The 18,026-nt window shown below is 62.7% G+C and carries 17 protein-coding genes and 1 tRNA gene; 9 read left to right on the forward strand and 9 right to left on the reverse strand.

Annotation, left to right across the window (positions count from 1 at the left end; translation table 11 throughout):
• Positions 1 to 5: 5 nt before the first annotated feature.
• Both IHQ71_RS20765 and IHQ71_RS20770 read right to left on the reverse strand, forming a co-directional pair.
• Positions 6 to 1,100: a quinone-dependent dihydroorotate dehydrogenase gene (locus IHQ71_RS20765; RefSeq protein WP_258158331.1), complete on the reverse strand. Its 1,095-nt coding sequence runs from the start codon at positions 1,098 to 1,100 to the stop codon at positions 6 to 8.
• Positions 1,097 to 1,444, reverse strand: coding sequence for a DUF952 domain-containing protein (locus IHQ71_RS20770; RefSeq protein WP_258158332.1), 348 nt, complete (start codon positions 1,442 to 1,444; stop codon positions 1,097 to 1,099). Before IHQ71_RS20770 ends, IHQ71_RS20765 begins: the two co-directional genes overlap by 4 nt.
• An 84-nt stretch (positions 1,445 to 1,528) precedes the next feature.
• Here IHQ71_RS20770 and IHQ71_RS20775 point away from each other — a divergent pair, with 84 nt between their 5' ends.
• The 3 genes from IHQ71_RS20775 to IHQ71_RS20785 all read left to right on the forward strand — a co-directional run bounded on the left by IHQ71_RS20775 (position 1,529) and on the right by IHQ71_RS20785 (position 3,474).
• Positions 1,529 to 1,924, forward strand: coding sequence for a hypothetical protein (locus tag IHQ71_RS20775; RefSeq protein ID WP_258158333.1), 396 nt, complete (start codon positions 1,529 to 1,531; stop codon positions 1,922 to 1,924).
• A 114-nt stretch (positions 1,925 to 2,038) separates the two neighbouring features.
• Positions 2,039 to 2,692, forward strand: a complete 654-nt coding sequence (locus tag IHQ71_RS20780; RefSeq protein WP_258158334.1) for a response regulator transcription factor — start codon at positions 2,039 to 2,041, stop codon at positions 2,690 to 2,692.
• 122 nt (positions 2,693 to 2,814) lie between these two features.
• On the forward strand, positions 2,815 to 3,474 hold the full coding sequence (locus IHQ71_RS20785) for a helix-turn-helix transcriptional regulator (RefSeq protein ID WP_258158335.1): 660 nt from the start codon (positions 2,815 to 2,817) through the stop codon (positions 3,472 to 3,474).
• Between the two features lie 15 nt (positions 3,475 to 3,489).
• On the opposite strand, the gene IHQ71_RS20790 is transcribed toward IHQ71_RS20785, so the two are convergent.
• Positions 3,490 to 4,398, reverse strand: a complete 909-nt coding sequence (locus tag IHQ71_RS20790; RefSeq protein ID WP_258158336.1) for a DMT family transporter — start codon at positions 4,396 to 4,398, stop codon at positions 3,490 to 3,492.
• Between the two features lie 222 nt (positions 4,399 to 4,620).
• Here IHQ71_RS20790 and IHQ71_RS20795 point away from each other — a divergent pair, with 222 nt between their 5' ends.
• The 4 genes from IHQ71_RS20795 (at position 4,621) to IHQ71_RS20810 (ending at position 7,724) form a co-directional block, all read left to right on the forward strand.
• Positions 4,621 to 5,037, forward strand: a complete 417-nt coding sequence (locus tag IHQ71_RS20795; RefSeq protein ID WP_258158337.1) for a tellurite resistance TerB family protein — start codon at positions 4,621 to 4,623, stop codon at positions 5,035 to 5,037.
• A 4-nt stretch (positions 5,038 to 5,041) separates the two neighbouring features.
• Positions 5,042 to 5,305 (forward strand): TfoX/Sxy family protein, encoded by a 264-nt coding sequence (locus IHQ71_RS20800; protein ID WP_258158338.1) that lies wholly within the window; start codon positions 5,042 to 5,044, stop codon positions 5,303 to 5,305.
• A 236-nt stretch (positions 5,306 to 5,541) separates the two neighbouring features.
• Positions 5,542 to 7,347: a PAS domain S-box protein gene (locus IHQ71_RS20805; protein WP_258158339.1), complete on the forward strand. Its 1,806-nt coding sequence runs from the start codon at positions 5,542 to 5,544 to the stop codon at positions 7,345 to 7,347.
• The gene (locus tag IHQ71_RS20810) at positions 7,344 to 7,724 is read left to right on the forward strand and encodes a response regulator (RefSeq protein ID WP_258158340.1); all 381 of its coding nucleotides are present in this window, start codon (positions 7,344 to 7,346) and stop codon (positions 7,722 to 7,724) included. The genes IHQ71_RS20805 and IHQ71_RS20810 overlap by 4 nt, the downstream gene beginning before the upstream one ends.
• On the opposite strand, the gene IHQ71_RS20815 is transcribed toward IHQ71_RS20810, so the two are convergent.
• From IHQ71_RS20815 to IHQ71_RS20825, 3 genes are read right to left on the reverse strand one after another with little or no spacing between them, the layout of a single operon-like run.
• A complete protein-coding gene (locus tag IHQ71_RS20815) occupies positions 7,717 to 8,133 on the reverse strand; it encodes a VOC family protein (protein WP_258158341.1) in 417 nt (138 codons plus the stop codon). The two genes, IHQ71_RS20810 and IHQ71_RS20815, sit on opposite strands and share 8 nt — an antisense overlap.
• Positions 8,134 to 8,135: 2 nt before the next feature.
• Positions 8,136 to 8,855: an RlmE family RNA methyltransferase gene (locus IHQ71_RS20820; RefSeq protein ID WP_258158342.1), complete on the reverse strand. Its 720-nt coding sequence runs from the start codon at positions 8,853 to 8,855 to the stop codon at positions 8,136 to 8,138.
• A complete protein-coding gene (locus tag IHQ71_RS20825) occupies positions 8,855 to 10,423 on the reverse strand; it encodes an exopolyphosphatase (protein ID WP_258158343.1) in 1,569 nt (522 codons plus the stop codon). The genes IHQ71_RS20820 and IHQ71_RS20825 overlap by 1 nt, the downstream gene beginning before the upstream one ends.
• A 252-nt stretch (positions 10,424 to 10,675) precedes the next feature.
• Between IHQ71_RS20825 and IHQ71_RS20830 the strand changes: the two genes are divergently transcribed.
• Positions 10,676 to 10,749, forward strand: a tRNA-Gln gene (locus tag IHQ71_RS20830).
• Between the two features lie 385 nt (positions 10,750 to 11,134).
• On the opposite strand, the gene IHQ71_RS20835 is transcribed toward IHQ71_RS20830, so the two are convergent.
• On the reverse strand, positions 11,135 to 11,566 hold the full coding sequence (locus IHQ71_RS20835; protein WP_258158344.1) for a hypothetical protein: 432 nt from the start codon (positions 11,564 to 11,566) through the stop codon (positions 11,135 to 11,137).
• A gap of 161 nt (positions 11,567 to 11,727) precedes the next feature.
• On the opposite strand from IHQ71_RS20835, the gene IHQ71_RS20840 reads away from it, so the two are divergent.
• Entirely contained in the window at positions 11,728 to 12,396 is a 669-nt protein-coding gene (locus IHQ71_RS20840; RefSeq protein WP_258158345.1) for a TetR/AcrR family transcriptional regulator, read from the forward strand.
• Between the two features lie 4 nt (positions 12,397 to 12,400).
• Here IHQ71_RS20840 and IHQ71_RS20845 read toward each other — a convergent pair whose 3' ends face one another.
• Together IHQ71_RS20845 and IHQ71_RS20850 are read right to left on the reverse strand one after the other, a co-directional pair.
• Positions 12,401 to 14,074 (reverse strand): ABC transporter permease, encoded by a 1,674-nt coding sequence (locus tag IHQ71_RS20845; protein ID WP_374989893.1) that lies wholly within the window; start codon positions 14,072 to 14,074, stop codon positions 12,401 to 12,403.
• Between the two features lie 50 nt (positions 14,075 to 14,124).
• Complete coding sequence (locus IHQ71_RS20850; RefSeq protein WP_258158346.1) at positions 14,125 to 17,877, reverse strand: PAS domain S-box protein; 3,753 nt, start codon at positions 17,875 to 17,877, stop codon at positions 14,125 to 14,127.
• Positions 17,878 to 18,026: the final 149 nt, after the last annotated feature.

The raw sequence follows: 18,026 nt of genomic DNA on the forward strand, positions 1-18,026 counted from the left end.
GAAACTCAGGTCAACGACTCATTGGCCCAGTAGTCCGCACGGCTGTCGCGGATATCCCTGATCGAACCGAGTTTGCCCCGCGTGCAGAGATCGGACAGGCCGCGAACGATACGGCCCGGCAGGCCCGGTCCCTCATAGACGATCGAGGAATAGAGTTGGATAAGATCGGCCCCGGCGCGGATTTTCTCGGCCGCACTCTCGACCGAATGGATGCCGCCGACGCCGATGATGGGAAAATTGCCGCCCAGCCGTTTGCGCATCTTGGCCAGCACGATCGTCGATCGCTCGAACAGCGGCTTGCCGGACATGCCGCCCGTCTCGTTCGCCTGAACCTGGTCTCTGAGGCCGGCGCGCGACAGCGTGGTGTTTGAGACGATCAACCCGTCGAGATCGGAGGCGAGGATTTCAGCCGTCACGTCATCGAGGCCCGCATCGGTGAGATCCGGCGCGATCTTGAGGAAGACAGGCACCTTGCGCCCTACCGTGATCGCCACCTCGTCGCGGGCCACCATGACCGCTGAGAGCAGCGCGCGAAGACTGTCCCGCGCCTGAAGGTCGCGCAGCCCCGGCGTATTGGGCGAGGAAATGTTGGCGGTGAAATAACTCGCGACCGGCGCGAAGGCATGAATGCCCGCGACATAATCGGCAATGCGGTCGGCCGCATCCTTGTTGGCGCCGATATTGACCCCGACGAGGCCGCCGCGCGCGTGGCGTGCGTTGAGCCGCGCGAGTGCTGCCGCATGGCCTTCGCTGTTGAAACCGAAGCGGTTGATCACCGCCTGATCCTGCATGAGCCGGAAGATCCGCGGCTTCGGATTGCCCGGCTGCGCGAGTGGCGTGACGGTGCCGATTTCCACGAAGCCGAAGCCGAGCCTGAGAATTTCATCGGGCACCTCGGCATTCTTGTCGTAACCGGCGGCCAGGCCCAGCGGATTCGGGAACCGCAACCCGACGATATCCACGAAAAGCCTTGGATCAGGGGGGAGCTTGAGGACCGGCAGGAAGCCCGATTTCAGGCCGGTGATTGAAAGACCGTGGGCGGTTTCCGGATCGAAGCGGAACAGCCCTGCGCGGATCAATGGCCAGAGAAAATCGCTCATGCGAAACCATCCGGAAAATCGTGCAGGCCATCGGCCCGCAGAATGAGCGGCTTCTTCCAGACGACAGCCGAAAGCGGCAGGGGGCCGTAGAGATGGGGAAACAGATCGCCGTCACGCGAGGCTTCGTATTTCAGCCCATCGCCCAGCTTGCCGCCATCGACGGCGACCAGCAGCAGCCCGTCTTGGCCGCGAAAATAGAGTTCGGCCGTGCGCTTGGCCTGCACGCCTGTCGAGAGATGGATGTAACCGTCGGTCAGGTCGATCGCCGCACCTCCGAAGACGCCGGCCAGTTCGGCTTCCCGCCACAAATCGGCTGGAACGATCTTGTAGATGATGCCATTCATGAAGAAATCCCCACCGCCTGGGTGTCCTAACGCGTTTGGCGGGGGATCGACAAGGGCAAATTGCCCAGTTCAGGGAGAGATACGATGCGCGCCATGCCTCTCGTTGTAGCCCTTTGCATGTTGCCGCTCGCTGCGGTTGCCGATGATGCGCCCGTTGGCCGCTACCAGATCAGTCCGGCCATCGACGGCTATGTCAGGCTCGACACCGCGACCGGCGCCATGCTCTATTGCCGGAACTTCGATCCGACGCTTCGTTGCGAGGAGGTCGGCGTCGATACCACGGAGAAGGCCGCGACCGAGGCCGAGATGGACGACCTCAGGAACCGGCTCGCGACGATGGAACGCAAGGTCGCGATCCTCGAACGCGACCAGATCCGCCTGCCGGACCAGAAGGATCTCGATCGCACGCTCGATACGATGGAGAAATGGATGCGGCGCTTCCTCGACGACCCGCCCGGCAAGGACGGAACGGCCTTGTAAAGACCGGCAAATCCGGATTTTTCGCTTGCAACATAAAAGCTTTTCGTAAACGCTGCCCGGCAAAAGAACAAAAGGACGCCGATGGGAGGAGCCGGAGGCGAGCCGGGGGACACGATGGGCTCTGCTGCCACGATCATCATTGCTGACGACCACCCGCTGTTTCGCGGCGCGTTGGGCCAGGCGCTCGGCAGTGCCGAGGGCGGCCCTGAAATCGTCGAGGCGGCGGATTTCGACAGCGCGCGCCGCGCCGCGACAGAACATCCCGACGCCGACCTGATGCTGCTCGATCTTTCCATGCCCGGCGCCTCGGGGCTCACCGGGCTGATGATGATGCGCGCCGAGCACCAGAACATTCCGGTCGCGGTGATCTCGGCAAGCGACGACACGACCACGATCCGCCGCGCGCTTGAACTCGGGGCATCAGCCTTCATTTCCAAATCGAGCGGCATCGACGAGATCCGCCAGGCGATCGACACGGTGCTCGAAGGCGGCTTCTGGACGCCGCCCGGTTTCGATGCCGAACGCGAGCACGATCCTGAGATCGAAACGCTCATTGGGCGACTGAAGACGCTGACGCCGCAGCAGACGCGCGTGCTCGGCATGATCGGCGAGGGCCTGCTCAACAAGCAGATCGCCTATGAACTCGGGGTTTCCGAGGCCACGATCAAGGCGCATGTGTCGGCGATCCTGTTGAAACTGAATGTCGACAGCCGCACCCAGGCGGTGATCCAGATGGCGAAGATCGGGGCCGCGCCGGCGGGTCCCTAATCAACAGAATTATTCAGGATTTTATTCCTTAAACTCTTTACGAAAGCCTGGGAAAGGGATAATATTCCGATCATCCGGGTGCCACGAGAGGCGCCCCTGCCGCATTTCACGACGGACCCGCCATGTTCTCACATGACAAAATCTGGGACGCGATCGACCAGCTTGCCAGGCATCACGACCTGACGCCGTCAGGACTGGCGCGCAAGGCCGGACTCGATCCGACATCGTTCAACAAGTCGAAGCGTCATTCGGCGGACGGCCGGATGCGCTGGCCTTCGACCGAGTCGATCCACAAGATCCTGGGCGCGACCGGCTCCTCGATCGAGGATTTCATGAGCTTCATGGGCGGTCGCAGGAACGCGATTCCCGATGGCAATTTTCCGCCGCAGCTCTCCAGCATCCCCCTGCTCGGCTTTGCCCAGGCCGGCGCCGGCGGCTTCTTCGACGATGGCGGATTTCCGGCCGGACAGGGCTGGGATGTCGTGGATTTCCCGGTCTCCCCGGCGCAGAAGGCCGGCTGCTACGCGCTGGAAGTCCAGGGCGAGAGCATGATGCCGCTCTATCGCGATGGCGACGTGCTGATCGTCGAACCGGGCGCGCAGGTCAGGCGCGGCGACCGCGTCGTGGTCAAGACCCGCGAGGCCGAGGTGATGGCAAAGGTGCTGATCCGCCAGACGCCCAAGACGATCGAACTGATGTCGCTCAATCCCGAACATCCCGGCCGGACGCTCGAGATGACGGATGTCGAATGGATCGCCCGCATCATCTGGGCCAGCCAGTAAGGCCGTTCTCCATCCCTATTGAAGCTCCAGCACCGGCTGCTTTTCGCGCGCCGGCTTCACGGTGGCGAGCACGATACCGCCGACCGCGATGAGCGCCGCGCCGGCGGCCACGCCCCAGGTGGGAATCTCGCCAAAATACCAGCCGATCAGGGCCGCGAAGATCAGCCAGCTGTAATCGACTGGCCCGACGATCGAAATGTCCGCCATGCCATAGCCGCGGATGGTGCAATATTGCGCGAAGACACCGACGGGCCCGAGTGCCATGTAGAGCAGCGAGTCCTTGAGCGGCAACGGCTCCCACCATATCCAGGCCGGGATCGCGAGCATCAGCATGCCGAAGACATTGACGTGAACGAGCAGGACCATCGGCCGGTCGTGCACGGCGAGATGCTTTATCAGCAGGCCCTCGACAGCAAAGAGGGCAGCGCCTCCGATGGCAAAGCTCGCCGGCAGTACATAAGCCGGGTCGAAATGCTGGAACGCCCCGCGCGACACCATGATGCCGACGGCGCCGGCGCAGCAGAGCAGGATGCCGCTCCACTGCTTGCGTCCGATGCGCTCATGGAAGACGGCCATGCCCAGGATCAGCACGAAGACCACATAGAGCAGGCCCATGGCGGTCGCATCCACGGTCGGCATATCCGTCTGGGCCTGGACGGCCAGCACCGCGCCGCCGACACCGAGGACGGCACGCATGAAATGCGCGATCGACCGGCTGCTGCGATAGCTCCCGAGGCGAGCGCCGCTGAAGATGACGATGGCCATGAGCGCGATAAAACCGCCGATCATGCGCAGGAAGTTGATCTGCACGACGGACGCGGTATCACCCGCGAACTTGCCCGATGCGAAGATCAGGGAAAATATGCCGGTCGAGAGCAGAACCCACACAATAGCTTCGGCGTTCGTCGCCCATTTTTTCTGCACACCACACCCCATCGATTCGGTGACCCGTTCTGCCTGTGCTGGCCACGCGAAATCAAATGAGAAAATCAGGCCCTTGCATCAGAATTATTGATACGGCGCGTGGGCCGCGCACTGCGCTTGGTCGCGGCGAGAGCGATTTGCTCGGACAAGCCCGCGAATGCCTTGATTTCGCACTCGCCGGGCTCTAACTGGAGCCAAGGAATTGTCCAGGGACAGGAAGTGATGGCAAAAGAAGTCACGGTGCACGAGGCACTGATCTACGTGATGGTGATGATTTCGGCTGCCGACGGCAAGATGCCCGAGATCGAGCTGAAGCGCATCGGCCGGCTGGCGAGCTTCCTTCCGGTTTTCGAGGGGTTCGATCCGGAGCGCATTATCCCGATCGCGCGCGACGTCCAGGCGATCGTTGCCGGCCCGGAGGGCATGGATATCGCGCTCGAGATCGTCAAGGACGCGCTGCCCCACCGCCTTTATGACACCGCCTATTCGCTGGCGGTGGAGATCGCCACTGCCGACCTGCATCTCGACGCGACCGAAATCCGCTTTCTGCAGATGCTGCGCGCGCGTTTCGAACTGGACAAGCTGACGGCTGCCGCGATCGAACGCAGCGCCATCGCCCGCTTCCGCCGCGCCGGCTGAAGCCATGCGCAATCTCGGCCCCAAATCGGAAGCGTGGCTGGCCGAGATCGACATCCATACGCTCGACGACCTTCGCGCGATCGGCGCTGTCGAGGCCTATGCGCGGCTGCGATTCCGCTTCGGCGATATCATCACCCGCAACATGCTGCATGCGATGGCGGCGGCGCTGGCCGATATCGACTGGCGCCAGTTGTCGGTCCAACGCAAAGCCGAACTCGAAGAGCAGGCGAACGAGCGGCTTGCGCACTTCGACGTCACGGAAAATTAGTGCGGCTTCCACATTGCCTTGGTCTGCGTGGCGGTGCTCAATGCGCTCGCAGCTATCCCGATCTTTCGACTGAAACCGGGCTCGGGCAGAGCCGTTTCGGGCACAGGATCGAGAGCGACCGCCCGCTTGACTCGACAAGATGTAAGCTCCCACTACCTTTCGCCTATTCTTTCGGAACTTTGGTATTTCATCGGAGTTCCCTCTTGTTGGCGCGGCTTCCCTAAGGAAATTGTAAGATGTCAGTAAGTGTGCAACCCGCGGAAGAGGTGGTCCATACTCTCGCGAGCCGTCAATCGGGCATCGGGGCGCTCGCTTCTGCCGACCAATCGATTCTCGATGCCATTCCGGCTGCGGTCTATGTCTGCGCCGGCGACGGGACCATTCTGCGCTACAACCGTCATGCCGCCGAACTCTGGGGCCGCGTTCCGACACCGGGTGACATCAACGACCGCTTCAGCGGCGCCTTCAGGCACCATCACGTCGATGGCCGCCGCCTTCCCCATGACGAAACGCCAGTGGCTGCCATATTGCACAGCGGCGTGCCCATGCACGGGCAGGAGATCGTCATAGAGCGTCCTGACGGCACACGCCGAACCGTCCTTGCCGACATCGAGGCTTTGCGGGATGCCCACGGCAATATCACGGGCGCAGTCAATTGCTTTCGTGACATAACCGCCCGCAAGCACGCGGAAGACGATCTTCTCCGCAGCCAGCAGGATCTGGAGGATTTCTTCGACAACGGCGCGGTCGGCTTGCATCTGGTTTCGAGCGACGGCACCATATTGCGTGCCAACAGAGCTGAACTCGACCTGCTCGGCTACGCCGCCGAAGACTATGTCGGGCGCAAGATCATGGAATTTCATATCGACGAACCGGTCATCGAGGACATTCTTCGCCGGCTCTCGGCCGGCGAACGGCTTGATCGCTATCCCGCGCGGCTGCGCGCCAGCGACGGATCGATCAAGCATGTGCAGATCACATCCAACGTCCATTTCGGCGAGGGCGAATTCCTCAATACGCGGTGTTTCACTGTGGACGTGACAAAAGAGCTGGAGGCACAGGCAACATTGCTTGAGCGCAGCCACCACGCCCGCGAGATTCTCGATGCACTGCCCGCCGCGCTCTACACGACCGATTCCGAAGGCAGGATCACCTATTTCAACGAAGCCGCTGTCGAGTTTTCAGGCCGGCGCCCGGAACTCGGCAACGATTCCTGGTGCGTCACCTGGCAGCTTTACGAACCCGACGGCACACCGCTGCCGCATGACGAATGCCCCATGGCGGTCTCGCTGAAGGAAGGCAGACCGGTGCGCGGTGCGGAAGCGATCGCGGAGCGCCCGGACGGTACACGCGTGCCGTTCATTCCATTCCCGACGCCTTTGCGCGATTCGTCAGGCGCGGTTACCGGCGCCGTGAACATGCTGGTCGACATCAGTGAGCGCAAACGCGCCGAGGAGGAACAGCGCACGCTCATCCACGAACTCAACCACCGCGTAAAGAACACCCTGGCCACGGTGCAGGCGATCGCCGCCCAGACACTCAGGACAACGAGCGACCCGGCGGCATTTGCCGAAAAGCTCCAGGGCCGGATACAAGCGCTCAGCAGCGCACACGATCTTCTCACCCAATCCCGTTGGGTTGGCCTGGCGATCGATGATCTTCTCGCCGCGGAGTTGCAGCCCTATGGCGATCTGGATTCGGGTCGGTTTGAGATTTCAGGCGAGAGCGTCGTTCTGGAACCAAGAATAGCGCCTGTGCTGGGAATGGTGCTACACGAGCTTGCCACAAACGCGGCAAAATATGGGGCGCTCAGCGTCCTCCCTGGCAAAGTGCAACTCGGCTGGAGCGTTTCCGACGGTAAGACGCCGCGGCTCCGCCTTCGGTGGCGGGAAGTCGGGGGGCCTCCGGTTGCCACTCCGCGCGTGCCGGGGTTCGGTACCCGGATCATCGAGAGCAGCATAACCAGGGATCTCCGCGGCAAGGTTACCTTCGATTTCGCCCCAGGGGGCCTCGATTGCCAAATGGAATTTCCCCTGACATGAGTGACGCAACGACAGGTGCCCCACTGCGCGTCCTGATCGTCGAGGACGAAGGTTTTCTGGCGATGGAAGCCGAGGACATATTGCACAATTTCGGGTTCGAAGTCGGCGCGAGCGTGGCTTCAGTCAGCGAGGCATTGAGCTGGATCGAGGAGAGCGGCAATTTCGACGTTGCGCTGCTCGACGTCAACTTGCGGGGAGAAACCGTCTTCCCAGTCGCCGACGCGCTCGCCACGCGCGGCATCGGCTTCGCCTTCGCGACGGGATACGGGGACGAAGGTGTCCGCCCCGATCTGCGCGCCTATCCGATCATCTCCAAACCCTACGCGCCGGAGGAACTCCGCAACGCGCTCCATGCCGCCGCTACGCTGCTCAGGTGACCTTCGCCGAACGGCTGTCGTCGGCGCTATCGGGGGCCTCGCAAACAGCCGACAGCTTGTTGCCATCGGGATCGCGGACATAGGAGCCGTAGAAATTCTCATGGAACGGCCGAATACCCGGTGGCCCTTCATCCGTGCCGCCATAGAGAAGGGCAGCGGCATGGAAGGCCCGTACGGCTGGCCGGTCCGGCGCGAGAAGCGCCGTCATCGATCCATTGCCGACGCTCGCCTCTTGCTTGTCGAAGGGATAGACGACCCAGAACCGGCAGCGGATATCGCGCTGGGATGCATAACCCGCCTCGTCGTGATTGGTGAACAGCCTCTCGTAACCCAGCGTCCTGAGCACCGGATCGTAGAATTCGATCGCCCGATCCAGGTTGTTCGTGCCGACCGTCACGTAGAGAAGCATGCTCACTCCTGATCGGCTGCCTCGGCATGCCGTCCTTTGAAACCCTTGGCGAGCAGGAACATCTCGACCGATTCCGCACGTGAAGCACCGGGCTTCACATGTACAACCTGCTTGAAATTCCGCTTCAGCAAGTTGAGAAGGTCGCGTTCCGTGCCGCCCTGGAAAGTCTTGGCAAGAAAATGCCCGCCTTCCGCAAGAACTTCAATAGCAAAATGCGCCGCCACCTCACAGAGATGCATGGTGCGGATATGGTCCGTGCGCTGATGACCCGTCGTCGGCGCCGCCATGTCGGACACCACGAGATCTGGCTCGCCGCCGAGGGCCTTCATCAGCAAGCCGGGCGCCGCGTCGTCGAGGAAATCCATCTGCAGGAAGTGGACGCCGCCGATATTGTCCATCTCAAGGAAATCGATCGCCACGACCCGGATATTGTCGTTGGTCGAATTGGTCACGCGCGCGGCGATCTGCGACCATCCGCCCGGCGCCGCACCCAGGTCGATGATGCGCTTGGCGCCCTTCAGGATATGATGCTTTTCGTCGATCTCGAGCAGCTTGTAGGCCGCGCGCGAGCGATAACCATCGGCGATTGAACGCTGCACGTAGGGATCGTTGATGTGACGCTCCAGCCAGCGGCGGGAACTCTCCTTGAGCTTGGTCTTCTTGATGCGCTGGGTGAGCATCTTGCGGCCGGCGCCGCGGCTTGATTCCGGAGGCTTTGCCATCAGTTCCCTCTTTGATAGGGCGGTCGCGCCCTGGAACGGCGCCAGACGCCGTCATCGGCCATCATCTCGGTGAGCAGGCCCTCGCGCAAGCCCCGATCTGCAACGCGCATGCGATCCGTGGGGAAGCGGCGGCGGATCGCTTCCAGGATCGCGCAGCCAGCCAGCACCAGATCCGCACGATCCGGGCCGATGCAGGGATTGGCGGCCCGCGCCTCGAAATCCAGCGACACCAGCTTGTCCTGCATCGACGTCACCTCGTCGGCACTCATCCACAATCCGTCCACCTGGCGGCGATCATAGCGCGGCAGGTTGAGATAGACGCCGGCAAGCGTGGTGACCGTGCCCGACGTCCCGATCATGTGGAAGCCCGAGTCGGCGCCGTTGAGCGCCGAGGCATGTGGCGCCTCGAAGGCATCCAGCATCCCCGATACTTCGCGCACCATGTCCTCGAAGATCTCCGGCGTCACATGCTGGCCGCCATGCCGCTCCGACAGCGTCACGACGCCAACGGGGAGCGATGTCCAGTGCGTGATGTGATTGGCGAGACGGGGCTGGCGCTGGCCTTCTATCTGCAGCACCGCGATCTCCGACGAGCCGCCGCCGATATCGAAGAGCACGGCCGATCGCGCCTCGCGGCCGATCAGCGAAGCGCAGCCGGACACGGCAAGGCGCGCCTCGGTCTCGCGATTGATGATTTCAAGCGAAAGCCCGGTCTCGGCCGTCACGCGTTCCAGGAAGACTTCGCCATTGCCCGCCGCGCGGCAGGCTTCGGTCGCGATCAGGCGCATGCGGCGGATGTTCTTCGAGGCGAGCTTGGCCGCGCATATCCTCAGCGCCTCGACCGAACGGTCCATGGCGCCTTCGGACAGCATGCCGCTGGCGCCCAGGCCCTCGCCCAACCGGACGATGCGGGAGAAGGCATCGACGACGCGGAACTGACCGGGGCGCGTCGGCTGCGCCACCAGAAGCCGGCAATTGTTGGTGCCGAGATCGAGCGCCGCATAGAGCCCATCCTGCTCCGGATGGAAATTGCGGTGATGCCGCTGTGCCTGCTCCGGACGCTGGTCGCGCTGAACCGGCTGCTGCGCGACAGGCGGCGCAACCTGGCGCGGCTGTTCCTTCGGCGGCGTGTTCTGCGGCAGCGGGCGGGCCTGCAAGCGGCGATGGCCGCCGTCGTGACCATGCTTGCTCTGCCTCTGGCCGCCGGGACGCGTGCCATCCTGCCCGCTATTCGAAGCCTGCTGCCGGCCAGCATCGGCCGGACGCGCAGAAGCATTGGCGCCACGCGAACGCCGCCTGCGCTTCTTCTTCGGGCCGCTGCCCGCTGGAGGATTGCTCTGTGGGTGTTCCGAACCGGCCGGCGCCTGGGGCGCCGCGACCGTTACGGGGGGCTGGGCGTTCGCGCTGCCTCTCTTGCGCTTCCGCTTGCCGCGCCTGGATCTCTGTGATCCCGGCATTTGCCCCGCATCCGACACACCCGCTTCATACGGCTTCGCGCCGGAATCGGGGTCGTGCACTTTTACTGTCCATTCGCGCCGCGCAAGACTTGGAAGTCGCAGCAGGCGCATGCTTGTTTTGACGTTGGCGCGACCATATCAGCATGTCACGAAATCGCCAAATTCTTTTTGGCCGGCGCAAACGCACCCGATAGCGAACGATACTCATCCCGCCTTGTGGAAATCCTTTCGAATTACCACTTGATCGGACCGGCGAATATGTTAGAAGGCGCTCGAAACCGGCTACGGGTTTGCCTGGCCGAGGCAAACAAGCGCTATGAACGCGCACCACGATCCGGACCAGGACGCTGATCACTCAGCCATTGGGGAATAGGTTAACGGTAGACCCACGGACTCTGACTCCGTTAGTCCTGGTTCGAATCCAGGTTCCCCAGCCAACTGTTTGCGTAGCAAAGTCAACGCATTGTCGGCGCCCTCACTCGGCCGGGCACCTATCTTCATGTCGCGTCACGTTGCAATCTACTTCCCTTGGCTTCAACCGCTTTCCGCGAGACAACGGCAAATCCATGCTACGTGGGATTATTTCACTTCGCCGGGCCAGAGGCCCAAATGGCGCGGTGCCGAGCAGGTCATCGCGACCCTCGATCGCGGCCGACGTGGCGCCGGCACCGTCAATCACTGCATGCACGGACAGCAGTCAATTATCGAGGAAGTGCTCGACTGGCGGCCGGGTTAACTATTGATCACGCGAAGCAGCCGTCATCGCCGAAGCGAGACGGCCGCGATTTCAAGGCAACCACAGTGACGGCCTAATGGCCACAATTAGAACTTCGCCTCGACCCAGCTGGCAATCTCGAGCGCGTTGACGCTGTCCTCGAAGATCCCGCTGATGTCTTTCTTGACGATTACCCGCCGGCGCTCGCCCTCCTCGGCGACGATGATCGCCTTGTGCACCATGCTCGTTGCGGGATCGGCATCGATCAACACGCCGAACAGCCGGATGGAACCGAGATACTTCGGCACCTGCTCGACAAGCGCCAGGAGATCATCGACATGCTCGACCTCGAGCGCATCGGCGAGCGACGTGAAATGCGATCCCTCGATCTCTTCGCCGACGAAGGAACCGAGCATTTCCAGCATCTCGCCCTCGCCATTGGCGACCAGGAAAATGCGTGAGCTCTTGTCCAGCCTACGGATGCGGCCGAACTCCTTCACCTTGGATTTTGCCTTGAGATCGATACTCCCAGCCTGCATTGCCATTCCCCTTTTTGATTTTGGCATTGATGCATATAAAGCAGGGATTTGAAGTGCTCGGCAAGCTGTTCTTTGTGATCGTTCTGCCGTAATAGGCTTTGATTGAAGCCGGTCCCAGAACCGGCCATAATAAACCAGTGACGATTGTGGGGGTCGCACGAATGCAAAAGACAAAAGGTGCCAAATCGGGCGCCGTGCCGGTCACGCGCGCCAATGGCGACCAGACCAAGGAAAAGATACTTGACGCCGCCGAAGAACTGTTCGGCGCCCAGACCTTCGATACGGTCTCGCTGCGCGACATTACCAATCGCGCCGACGTGACGCTGGCGCTTGCCAGCTATCATTTCGGCACCAAGGACAACCTGTTCGGCGCCGTGGTCGCCCGCAGGGCCGATATTCTCAACAGGATTCGCTTGGAACGGCTGGAGGAACTCCAGCGCGAGGAGAGCACGAGCGTCGAGGCTCTGCTCGATGCCTTCATGCGGCCGCTCTTCACCCAGACGCTGAATGGCGGCGACGGCTGGAAGGCCTATGTCAGCCTGATCTCAAAGGTGGCAATGACCGACCGTTGGCATGAGCTCGTCCGCGCCAATTTCGACGAAACCGCCAACCTGTTCGTCGCGCGACTGCGAGAACTGAGGCCGGGCCTGTCCGACGAGGCCCTCTATCGCGGCTTTTCATTCACGCTTCAGCTCGGCCTGCAAGTCGTATCGCAGAACCAGCGGGTCGATGCGCTTTCGGGCGGACGCTACTCGGGGAGCGAACTTGAGCGTTCCTATGCGATGGCGCTGAAATTCGTCGCGGCAGGCATGTTGGGCCTCGAAAGCTGACGCGCTATCGCACGCGGTCGAGCGAGCGGGAAACCATCACGACGGGAACCAGGCCGGCAACGATGATGATCAGCGCCGGCACGGCAGCGTCCGGCACCTGGGAGCGCGAGGCGTCCTCATAGACCAGTGTCGCCAGCGTGTTGAAATTGAACGGCCGAAGCAGGATCGTCGCCGACAATTCCTTGATCGTCTCGATGAAGACGAGAAGGGCCGCGGTCAGCACAGCCGGCCGCATCGCGGGGATCAGGATGGCGCGCAGCGTCTGGCCGCCCGTGCGGCCGAGCGTACGCGATGCATGATCGAGGCTGACGGGCAGCTTGTGGAAGCCCGCCTCCACCGTGCCCTCAGCCATCGTCAGGAACCGCGCCGTCAGCGCATAGACGATGGCGAACATCGTGCCCGACATGATAAGGCCCGGCTGGAAGCCGAAAGCCTGCTTTACAAGCGCACTGATCGTGTTGTCGAGCGATGCGAGCGGGATGAGCATCCCGATCGCCAGCACCGTTCCGGGAATCGCATAGCCGAATGCCGCCGAGCGCGCGGCCAGCGTCGTGAACCCGTTGCGCCCTACACGGGCTGAATAAGCCAGGACAAAAGCAAGTGTCACCGCGATTGCGGCCGTCGCGCATCCCACCAGCACGGTATTCCAGAGTGCCGAGAGAACCCGGCTCGTGAACAGGACGTCGAGCCGTTTGACGGCATAGCCGCCCAGCACGAAGGCGGGAATCAGGAAACCTGCGGCAACGGGGAGGACGCAGAAAAGCGTAGCAAGCCATTTGCGCGCGCCTCTCAGCTGGACCCGCGCGGCATCATGGACCGTGGTCGTCGTCTTGCCGCCCGCGAAGCGCTGGCTGCGCCGCGCGTGCCGTTCCGCGAGAATCAACAGGACAACGAAGACCAGCATCACCGCCGCGATCTGCGCCGCGCCCGACAGGCTCCCCCGGTTGAGCCAGGTGTCATAGATCGCGAAGGTCAACGTGTTGACACCGAGATACTCGACCGCGCCGATGTCGTTGAGCGTCTCCATCATGACAAGCATCAAACCGGCCGCGATCGCCGGCCGCGCCATGGGAAGCTGCACCCGGAAAAACACCCGGACGGGCGACGCACCCAACGTGCGAGCGACATCCGCCGCCGAACGGCCCTGCAACAGAAACATCGACCGGCAGGCAAGATAGACGTAAGGGTAGAGCACGGAGCCCATGACCAGAACCGCGCCGCCGAGCGATCGGATATCCGGAAACCAGTATTCGCTCGGCCGCGAAAAGCCGAAAATCGCCCTGACAGCAGTCTGCAGCGGGCCGGTGAAATCGAAGAACTCGCCCGCCGCATAGGCCGCGAGGTAGGTCGGCATGGCGAGCGGCAGCACCAGCGCCACGGTGAGCAGCCGCCGCAGCGGAAATTCGAACGACACCGTCAGCCATGCGGCAACGATGCCTGTGACGGCCGTGGCGATGCTGATCAGGACCAGCAGCGCCGCTGTCCGCGCCAGTGCGCGCGGCAGGATGTTGGTCGCGACATGCACGAGGTCCGCCGTGCCGCCGGTCAGCGCGATCCAGACGATCGCCGCCAGTGGAACGATGATGATCAATGAAAAGAGAACCGCTGCCCCCTGTAGCAAGGGGTGCTGCTGTCGCTTGAGAAGCGGCGTGCGTGCATGATCGGCCGGCAGGTCCAAACTGGCGTCCCCAGGTCAGGTTTCAGCCTGGCCTTCTATGCCCGGCGCGCTCAGTCCGCAAGCACGCGCTGGGGCGGAAAGGTGATTTCCACCAATGTCCCCTCGTTCGGGGCGGAGTGGATCGAGAACATCGCCCGGTTGGCTTCGGTCATTGCCTTGGTCAACGGCAGGCCGAGGCCCGTACCGTCGCCGCGCTGGCGGGTGCCGGACGAGACCTGGCCGAACGGCTTCATCGCCTGGTCGAGCTCGCCCTTCGACATGCCGACGCCGGTATCGCGGATGCGAAGCGTCACCGAACCTGAAGGCTCGTAAGCCGTCGACACGACGATCTGGCCGCCTGATGGCGTGTAGCGGATGGCGTTGGCCAGGATATTGAGCGAAATCTGCTTGATCGAGCGCAGATCGGCCACGATGTCGGGCACCGATTGCGAGAGCGACGTGCGGATGATCACCCGCTGGGCATTGGCCTGCGGCTGCACCAGTGATACGGCTTCCGAGACGCAGTCGTTGATGCCGACAGCGGCGAATTCGAGATCCATCTCGCCCGCCTCGATCTTGGAAATGTCGAGCAGGTCGTTGACGATATCGAGCACGTGGCGGCCGGAACGGCCGATGTCGCTTGCATATTCCACATAGCGCGCATGTCCGGCCGGGCCGAAATGCTCGCTGGCGATCATGTCGGAGAAGCCGATGATCGCATTGAGCGGGGTGCGGATTTCGTGGCTGACGCGGGCAAGGAAATCGCTCTTGTGCTGGTTGGCTGTCTCGGCGGCGCGCTTGGCGGCCTTGAGTTCTTCCTCGGAGCGCTTCCACTGGGTGATATCGCGCATCACGGCGCAATAGCTGTTCGACCCCGGCATGCGCCCCATGGTCATGAAGAGCGGGATGAAGCCGCCCGAGGATTCGCGGCCGATAACCTCGCGGCCATCGTTGAGTACGCTGGCAACGCCGTGACCCGATAGACCAGCGAGGTAATCCTGCACCGACTTCTGGCTCTCATGGGCAAAGAGCATGGCAAATGGCTTGCCGCGGGTCTCGGCGTCGTCGAAATTAAACAGCGCCGAGGCCGAACGGTTCATCGAACGGATGCGTCCCTCGGTATCGAGGACGACGACGCCGTCAGTGGCGGTCTCCAGGATCGAGCGCATTTCCTCGACCTCGACCTTGAGGCCCGCGAGCTTGCGCGCCGCCTCGCTCTCGCCGATGATTTCCGGCTCGGCGACGACGGCCAGCATGCCGGCAGCCGGCGTGACCGCCAGCATCAGGGCGCTGGAACTGTCATAGCGAACAGATTGCAGCCGCGCTGACACCAGTATCTGCGTGCCATCGGCGCGGACGAGATAGACGCCGGCATCCGGGCCTTCGCGCCGCGTGATCAGCGCATCGAGACCACCGGCGCCTTCGAGCGCCGCCACGCTGTCGTAACCCGTCAGGCGCCTGAATTCCGAATTCGCCTCGATCAGCCGGTCGCCGGCATGGATGAGGATCGCCATCGGCACGAGGTCGATGGCGTACGCCGTCAGGCCCGGCCCGGTGCCGAGATCCTCGAACATGGTCTGGACGCGCTCTTCGTCCATCAAGGGGTCCTCGGCCTGCTCATCATGCTCGCGGCCGTCGGCACCAATATCCTGCGCACCTGCGCCTTCGGCATCGACGACATCATCGGCCGGCGCGCGATCGTCGCGATCCGTCCGGTCGTCATCTCCGCCCTGCAGCAGGCCGCTGGTCGACTTCACCACGTCGTCATTCGGCCGCTTGCCGAAAGGCTCGAGCTGGCGAGCGATTTCCTTGAGCGCCGCCTGTTCGCTGGCGCTCAACCCGTCACGTATGCTCTTGGCGCGGCGCTCCTCGAGTTGAATGACCTTGTCCGAGAAATTGCCCAGCGGGTTGGAAACGATGTTGAGGGCCGGCACTTCGCCCTGGAACTCGTCCTGTGACGGAGGCAAAGGCTCGTCAGCCGTCGGCTGGTCGCCAGCGGACTGTTCGAACGTGCCATCGACCGTCAGCGGAACGTCGTCCTCCTCGGAGTCATCGGTAGCGAAAGTCAGGCCGAAAGCATGCGGATCCTGTTCGGCGTCACTGACGCGAATGATCCCGAAGCCGCGGAAACCGTCGAACTCCCGATTGCGCGAATAGGTGGGAAGTGCAGCGAGATCCACCGGCACGACGAGATCCGTGCCTTCGACAGGCCATTTGATCGTCCGGCCCGACCAGGTGTCGCGGCGATCGAGCAGGCCGGCAATCTCGTTGTCGGAATCGAGGTCGAAGAGTGCCGCGAGATCGCGGAACGACTGGCCGTTGATATCACCGGAGCGGGGACCGACGGTGCGCGCGAACTCGTCCGAGACCTCGGCGAAACTGCCATGCGCATCGAGCTTCCAGACGAAGCGTACCGGCCGACTGCCGGGATCGAACGCGAAAGCGGCATTCGTCGGAAGCGGTTCTGAAGAACCTTCCACCAGGGTTTCCGCGACGGGTGCTTCCTCGACAGCTTCACTTTCTGAAGTGTGCGTCTCGACAAAATCTTCCGGCGCCTCAGTGGCCTCGTCGGAGGCTTCGGCGAATTCCGGAGAGACGATTTCCTTGTCGGTATCTTCGTTTTCTTCGGCAAACACTTCTGCGGACGTGTCAGCGGCCACGTCAATTTCGGCATCGGCAACGGCGTCCTCGATCGTCCCGGCATCCACCGTCTCGCTAAACGCCTGCTCGGTATCGGCGGCATGCTCAAGAATTCGCGGATCGGTCACGGTCTCCATCACGGACGCCGCTTCGATCTGGTCTTCATCGGCGCCATCGATGGCGGCAAGATCGGCGATGTCCTCCGGAGCCTCGCCCTCATCGACTTCATTTGCGGTATTCTCCGAGGGGATATCGAGCGCCTGTTCGGCGTCGAGCAGAGCAGCGGCATGAACCTCATCGGCTACCGGCTCGATGACATCCTCGGCGGCAACCGATGGCAGATCGTTCTCGCCGATGTCGGTATCCCCGCTATCCACAACTTCGGACAGGGTGACATCGGTCTCGGCTTGCGCCGGCACGCCGTCGTCCAGTTGCGCGGCAGCGGCGACGAACGCCGGCGTTTCGTTACGCAGTTCCGAGGCGTCCGGCAATGCTGAGTCGTCCTCGACCTCGTCATCCGGTGCATCCATCCGGCCAAGAGACGTCTCGACACAGAACAGCAGATAGAGATTGTCGGACAGCTTGCCGATCGCCGCCGGAAGATAACCCGAGCCAGAGGGCACCGGCCGCTTGATCAGGCCATCGGCACTGCGGCTGGCGGCCACGATCAGCGCCCGCGCCGTATCCTGCATGATGCCGATCGAACTGAACCCCGGCGATGCCTGGAGAACCTCGCCGTCGCGATCGAGCACGGCCATGTGGGTGTCGGGATCGTCGAAGCCCTGCAGCATGCCCTTGAGATGCTGTGCCGTGCCGCCCGATACCGGCGATGAGAACATCACCAGCGGCTCGCCGCCGATTGCAACCAGATTGACTTCCGCCTGCATCGCCGATGTGCTGAAGCCGCTCGCGATACGCATCACGAAACCACGCTTGTCGCCGACGGTGACCAGTTGGGCGGCAGTCGCCGTCAACTGGCGATAGGCTACGCCGCCACGGTCCGGTCCGCTGTCGATAAGATCGTAAATGGCGCGATGGCCGAACAGGCGGGCGCCCTCGCCGTTGGCCCACAGCACGTCCTTCATGTCCCGCGAGAACAGCGCGATCGCCTCACCCGCGGCAAAGCGGGCGCGCACCGCCGGGTGCACGGCGACATCTATGAATGGGTATTGAACCTGCGGCATGGCGGACCTTGGAACGCAAAACTTGGTAAACGCGATGTTAACTCTTCATTAATATCTCCTCTGCGGCGAAGGGTCCACAGTGCCATGCGGGAATTGCATGAAAGGGTTAACTTTGCTGCATTGCGGAATTATGTTGCAATGCACAATAA

Origin of the sequence: Rhizobium sp. TH2 (assembly GCF_024707525.1) — a bacterium.
GTDB lineage: Bacteria > Pseudomonadota > Alphaproteobacteria > Rhizobiales > Rhizobiaceae > Rhizobium_E.

Coding starts and splice junctions, on each gene's coding strand:
- IHQ71_RS20765 (WP_258158331.1), bottom strand. CDS start 1,100: ATGAGCGATTTTCTCTGGCCATTGATCCGCGCAGGGCTGTTCCGCTTC.
- IHQ71_RS20770 (WP_258158332.1), bottom strand. CDS start 1,444: ATGAATGGCATCATCTACAAGATCGTTCCAGCCGATTTGTGGCGGGAA.
- IHQ71_RS20775 (WP_258158333.1), top strand. CDS start 1,529: ATGCGCGCCATGCCTCTCGTTGTAGCCCTTTGCATGTTGCCGCTCGCT.
- IHQ71_RS20780 (WP_258158334.1), top strand. CDS start 2,039: ATGGGCTCTGCTGCCACGATCATCATTGCTGACGACCACCCGCTGTTT.
- IHQ71_RS20785 (WP_258158335.1), top strand. CDS start 2,815: ATGTTCTCACATGACAAAATCTGGGACGCGATCGACCAGCTTGCCAGG.
- IHQ71_RS20795 (WP_258158337.1), top strand. CDS start 4,621: ATGGCAAAAGAAGTCACGGTGCACGAGGCACTGATCTACGTGATGGTG.
- IHQ71_RS20800 (WP_258158338.1), top strand. CDS start 5,042: ATGCGCAATCTCGGCCCCAAATCGGAAGCGTGGCTGGCCGAGATCGAC.
- IHQ71_RS20805 (WP_258158339.1), top strand. CDS start 5,542: ATGTCAGTAAGTGTGCAACCCGCGGAAGAGGTGGTCCATACTCTCGCG.
- IHQ71_RS20810 (WP_258158340.1), top strand. CDS start 7,344: ATGAGTGACGCAACGACAGGTGCCCCACTGCGCGTCCTGATCGTCGAG.
- IHQ71_RS20815 (WP_258158341.1), bottom strand. CDS start 8,133: ATGCTTCTCTACGTGACGGTCGGCACGAACAACCTGGATCGGGCGATC.
- IHQ71_RS20820 (WP_258158342.1), bottom strand. CDS start 8,855: ATGGCAAAGCCTCCGGAATCAAGCCGCGGCGCCGGCCGCAAGATGCTC.
- IHQ71_RS20825 (WP_258158343.1), bottom strand. CDS start 10,423: ATGCGCCTGCTGCGACTTCCAAGTCTTGCGCGGCGCGAATGGACAGTA.
- IHQ71_RS20835 (WP_258158344.1), bottom strand. CDS start 11,566: ATGCAGGCTGGGAGTATCGATCTCAAGGCAAAATCCAAGGTGAAGGAG.
- IHQ71_RS20840 (WP_258158345.1), top strand. CDS start 11,728: ATGCAAAAGACAAAAGGTGCCAAATCGGGCGCCGTGCCGGTCACGCGC.
- IHQ71_RS20850 (WP_258158346.1), bottom strand. CDS start 17,877: ATGCCGCAGGTTCAATACCCATTCATAGATGTCGCCGTGCACCCGGCG.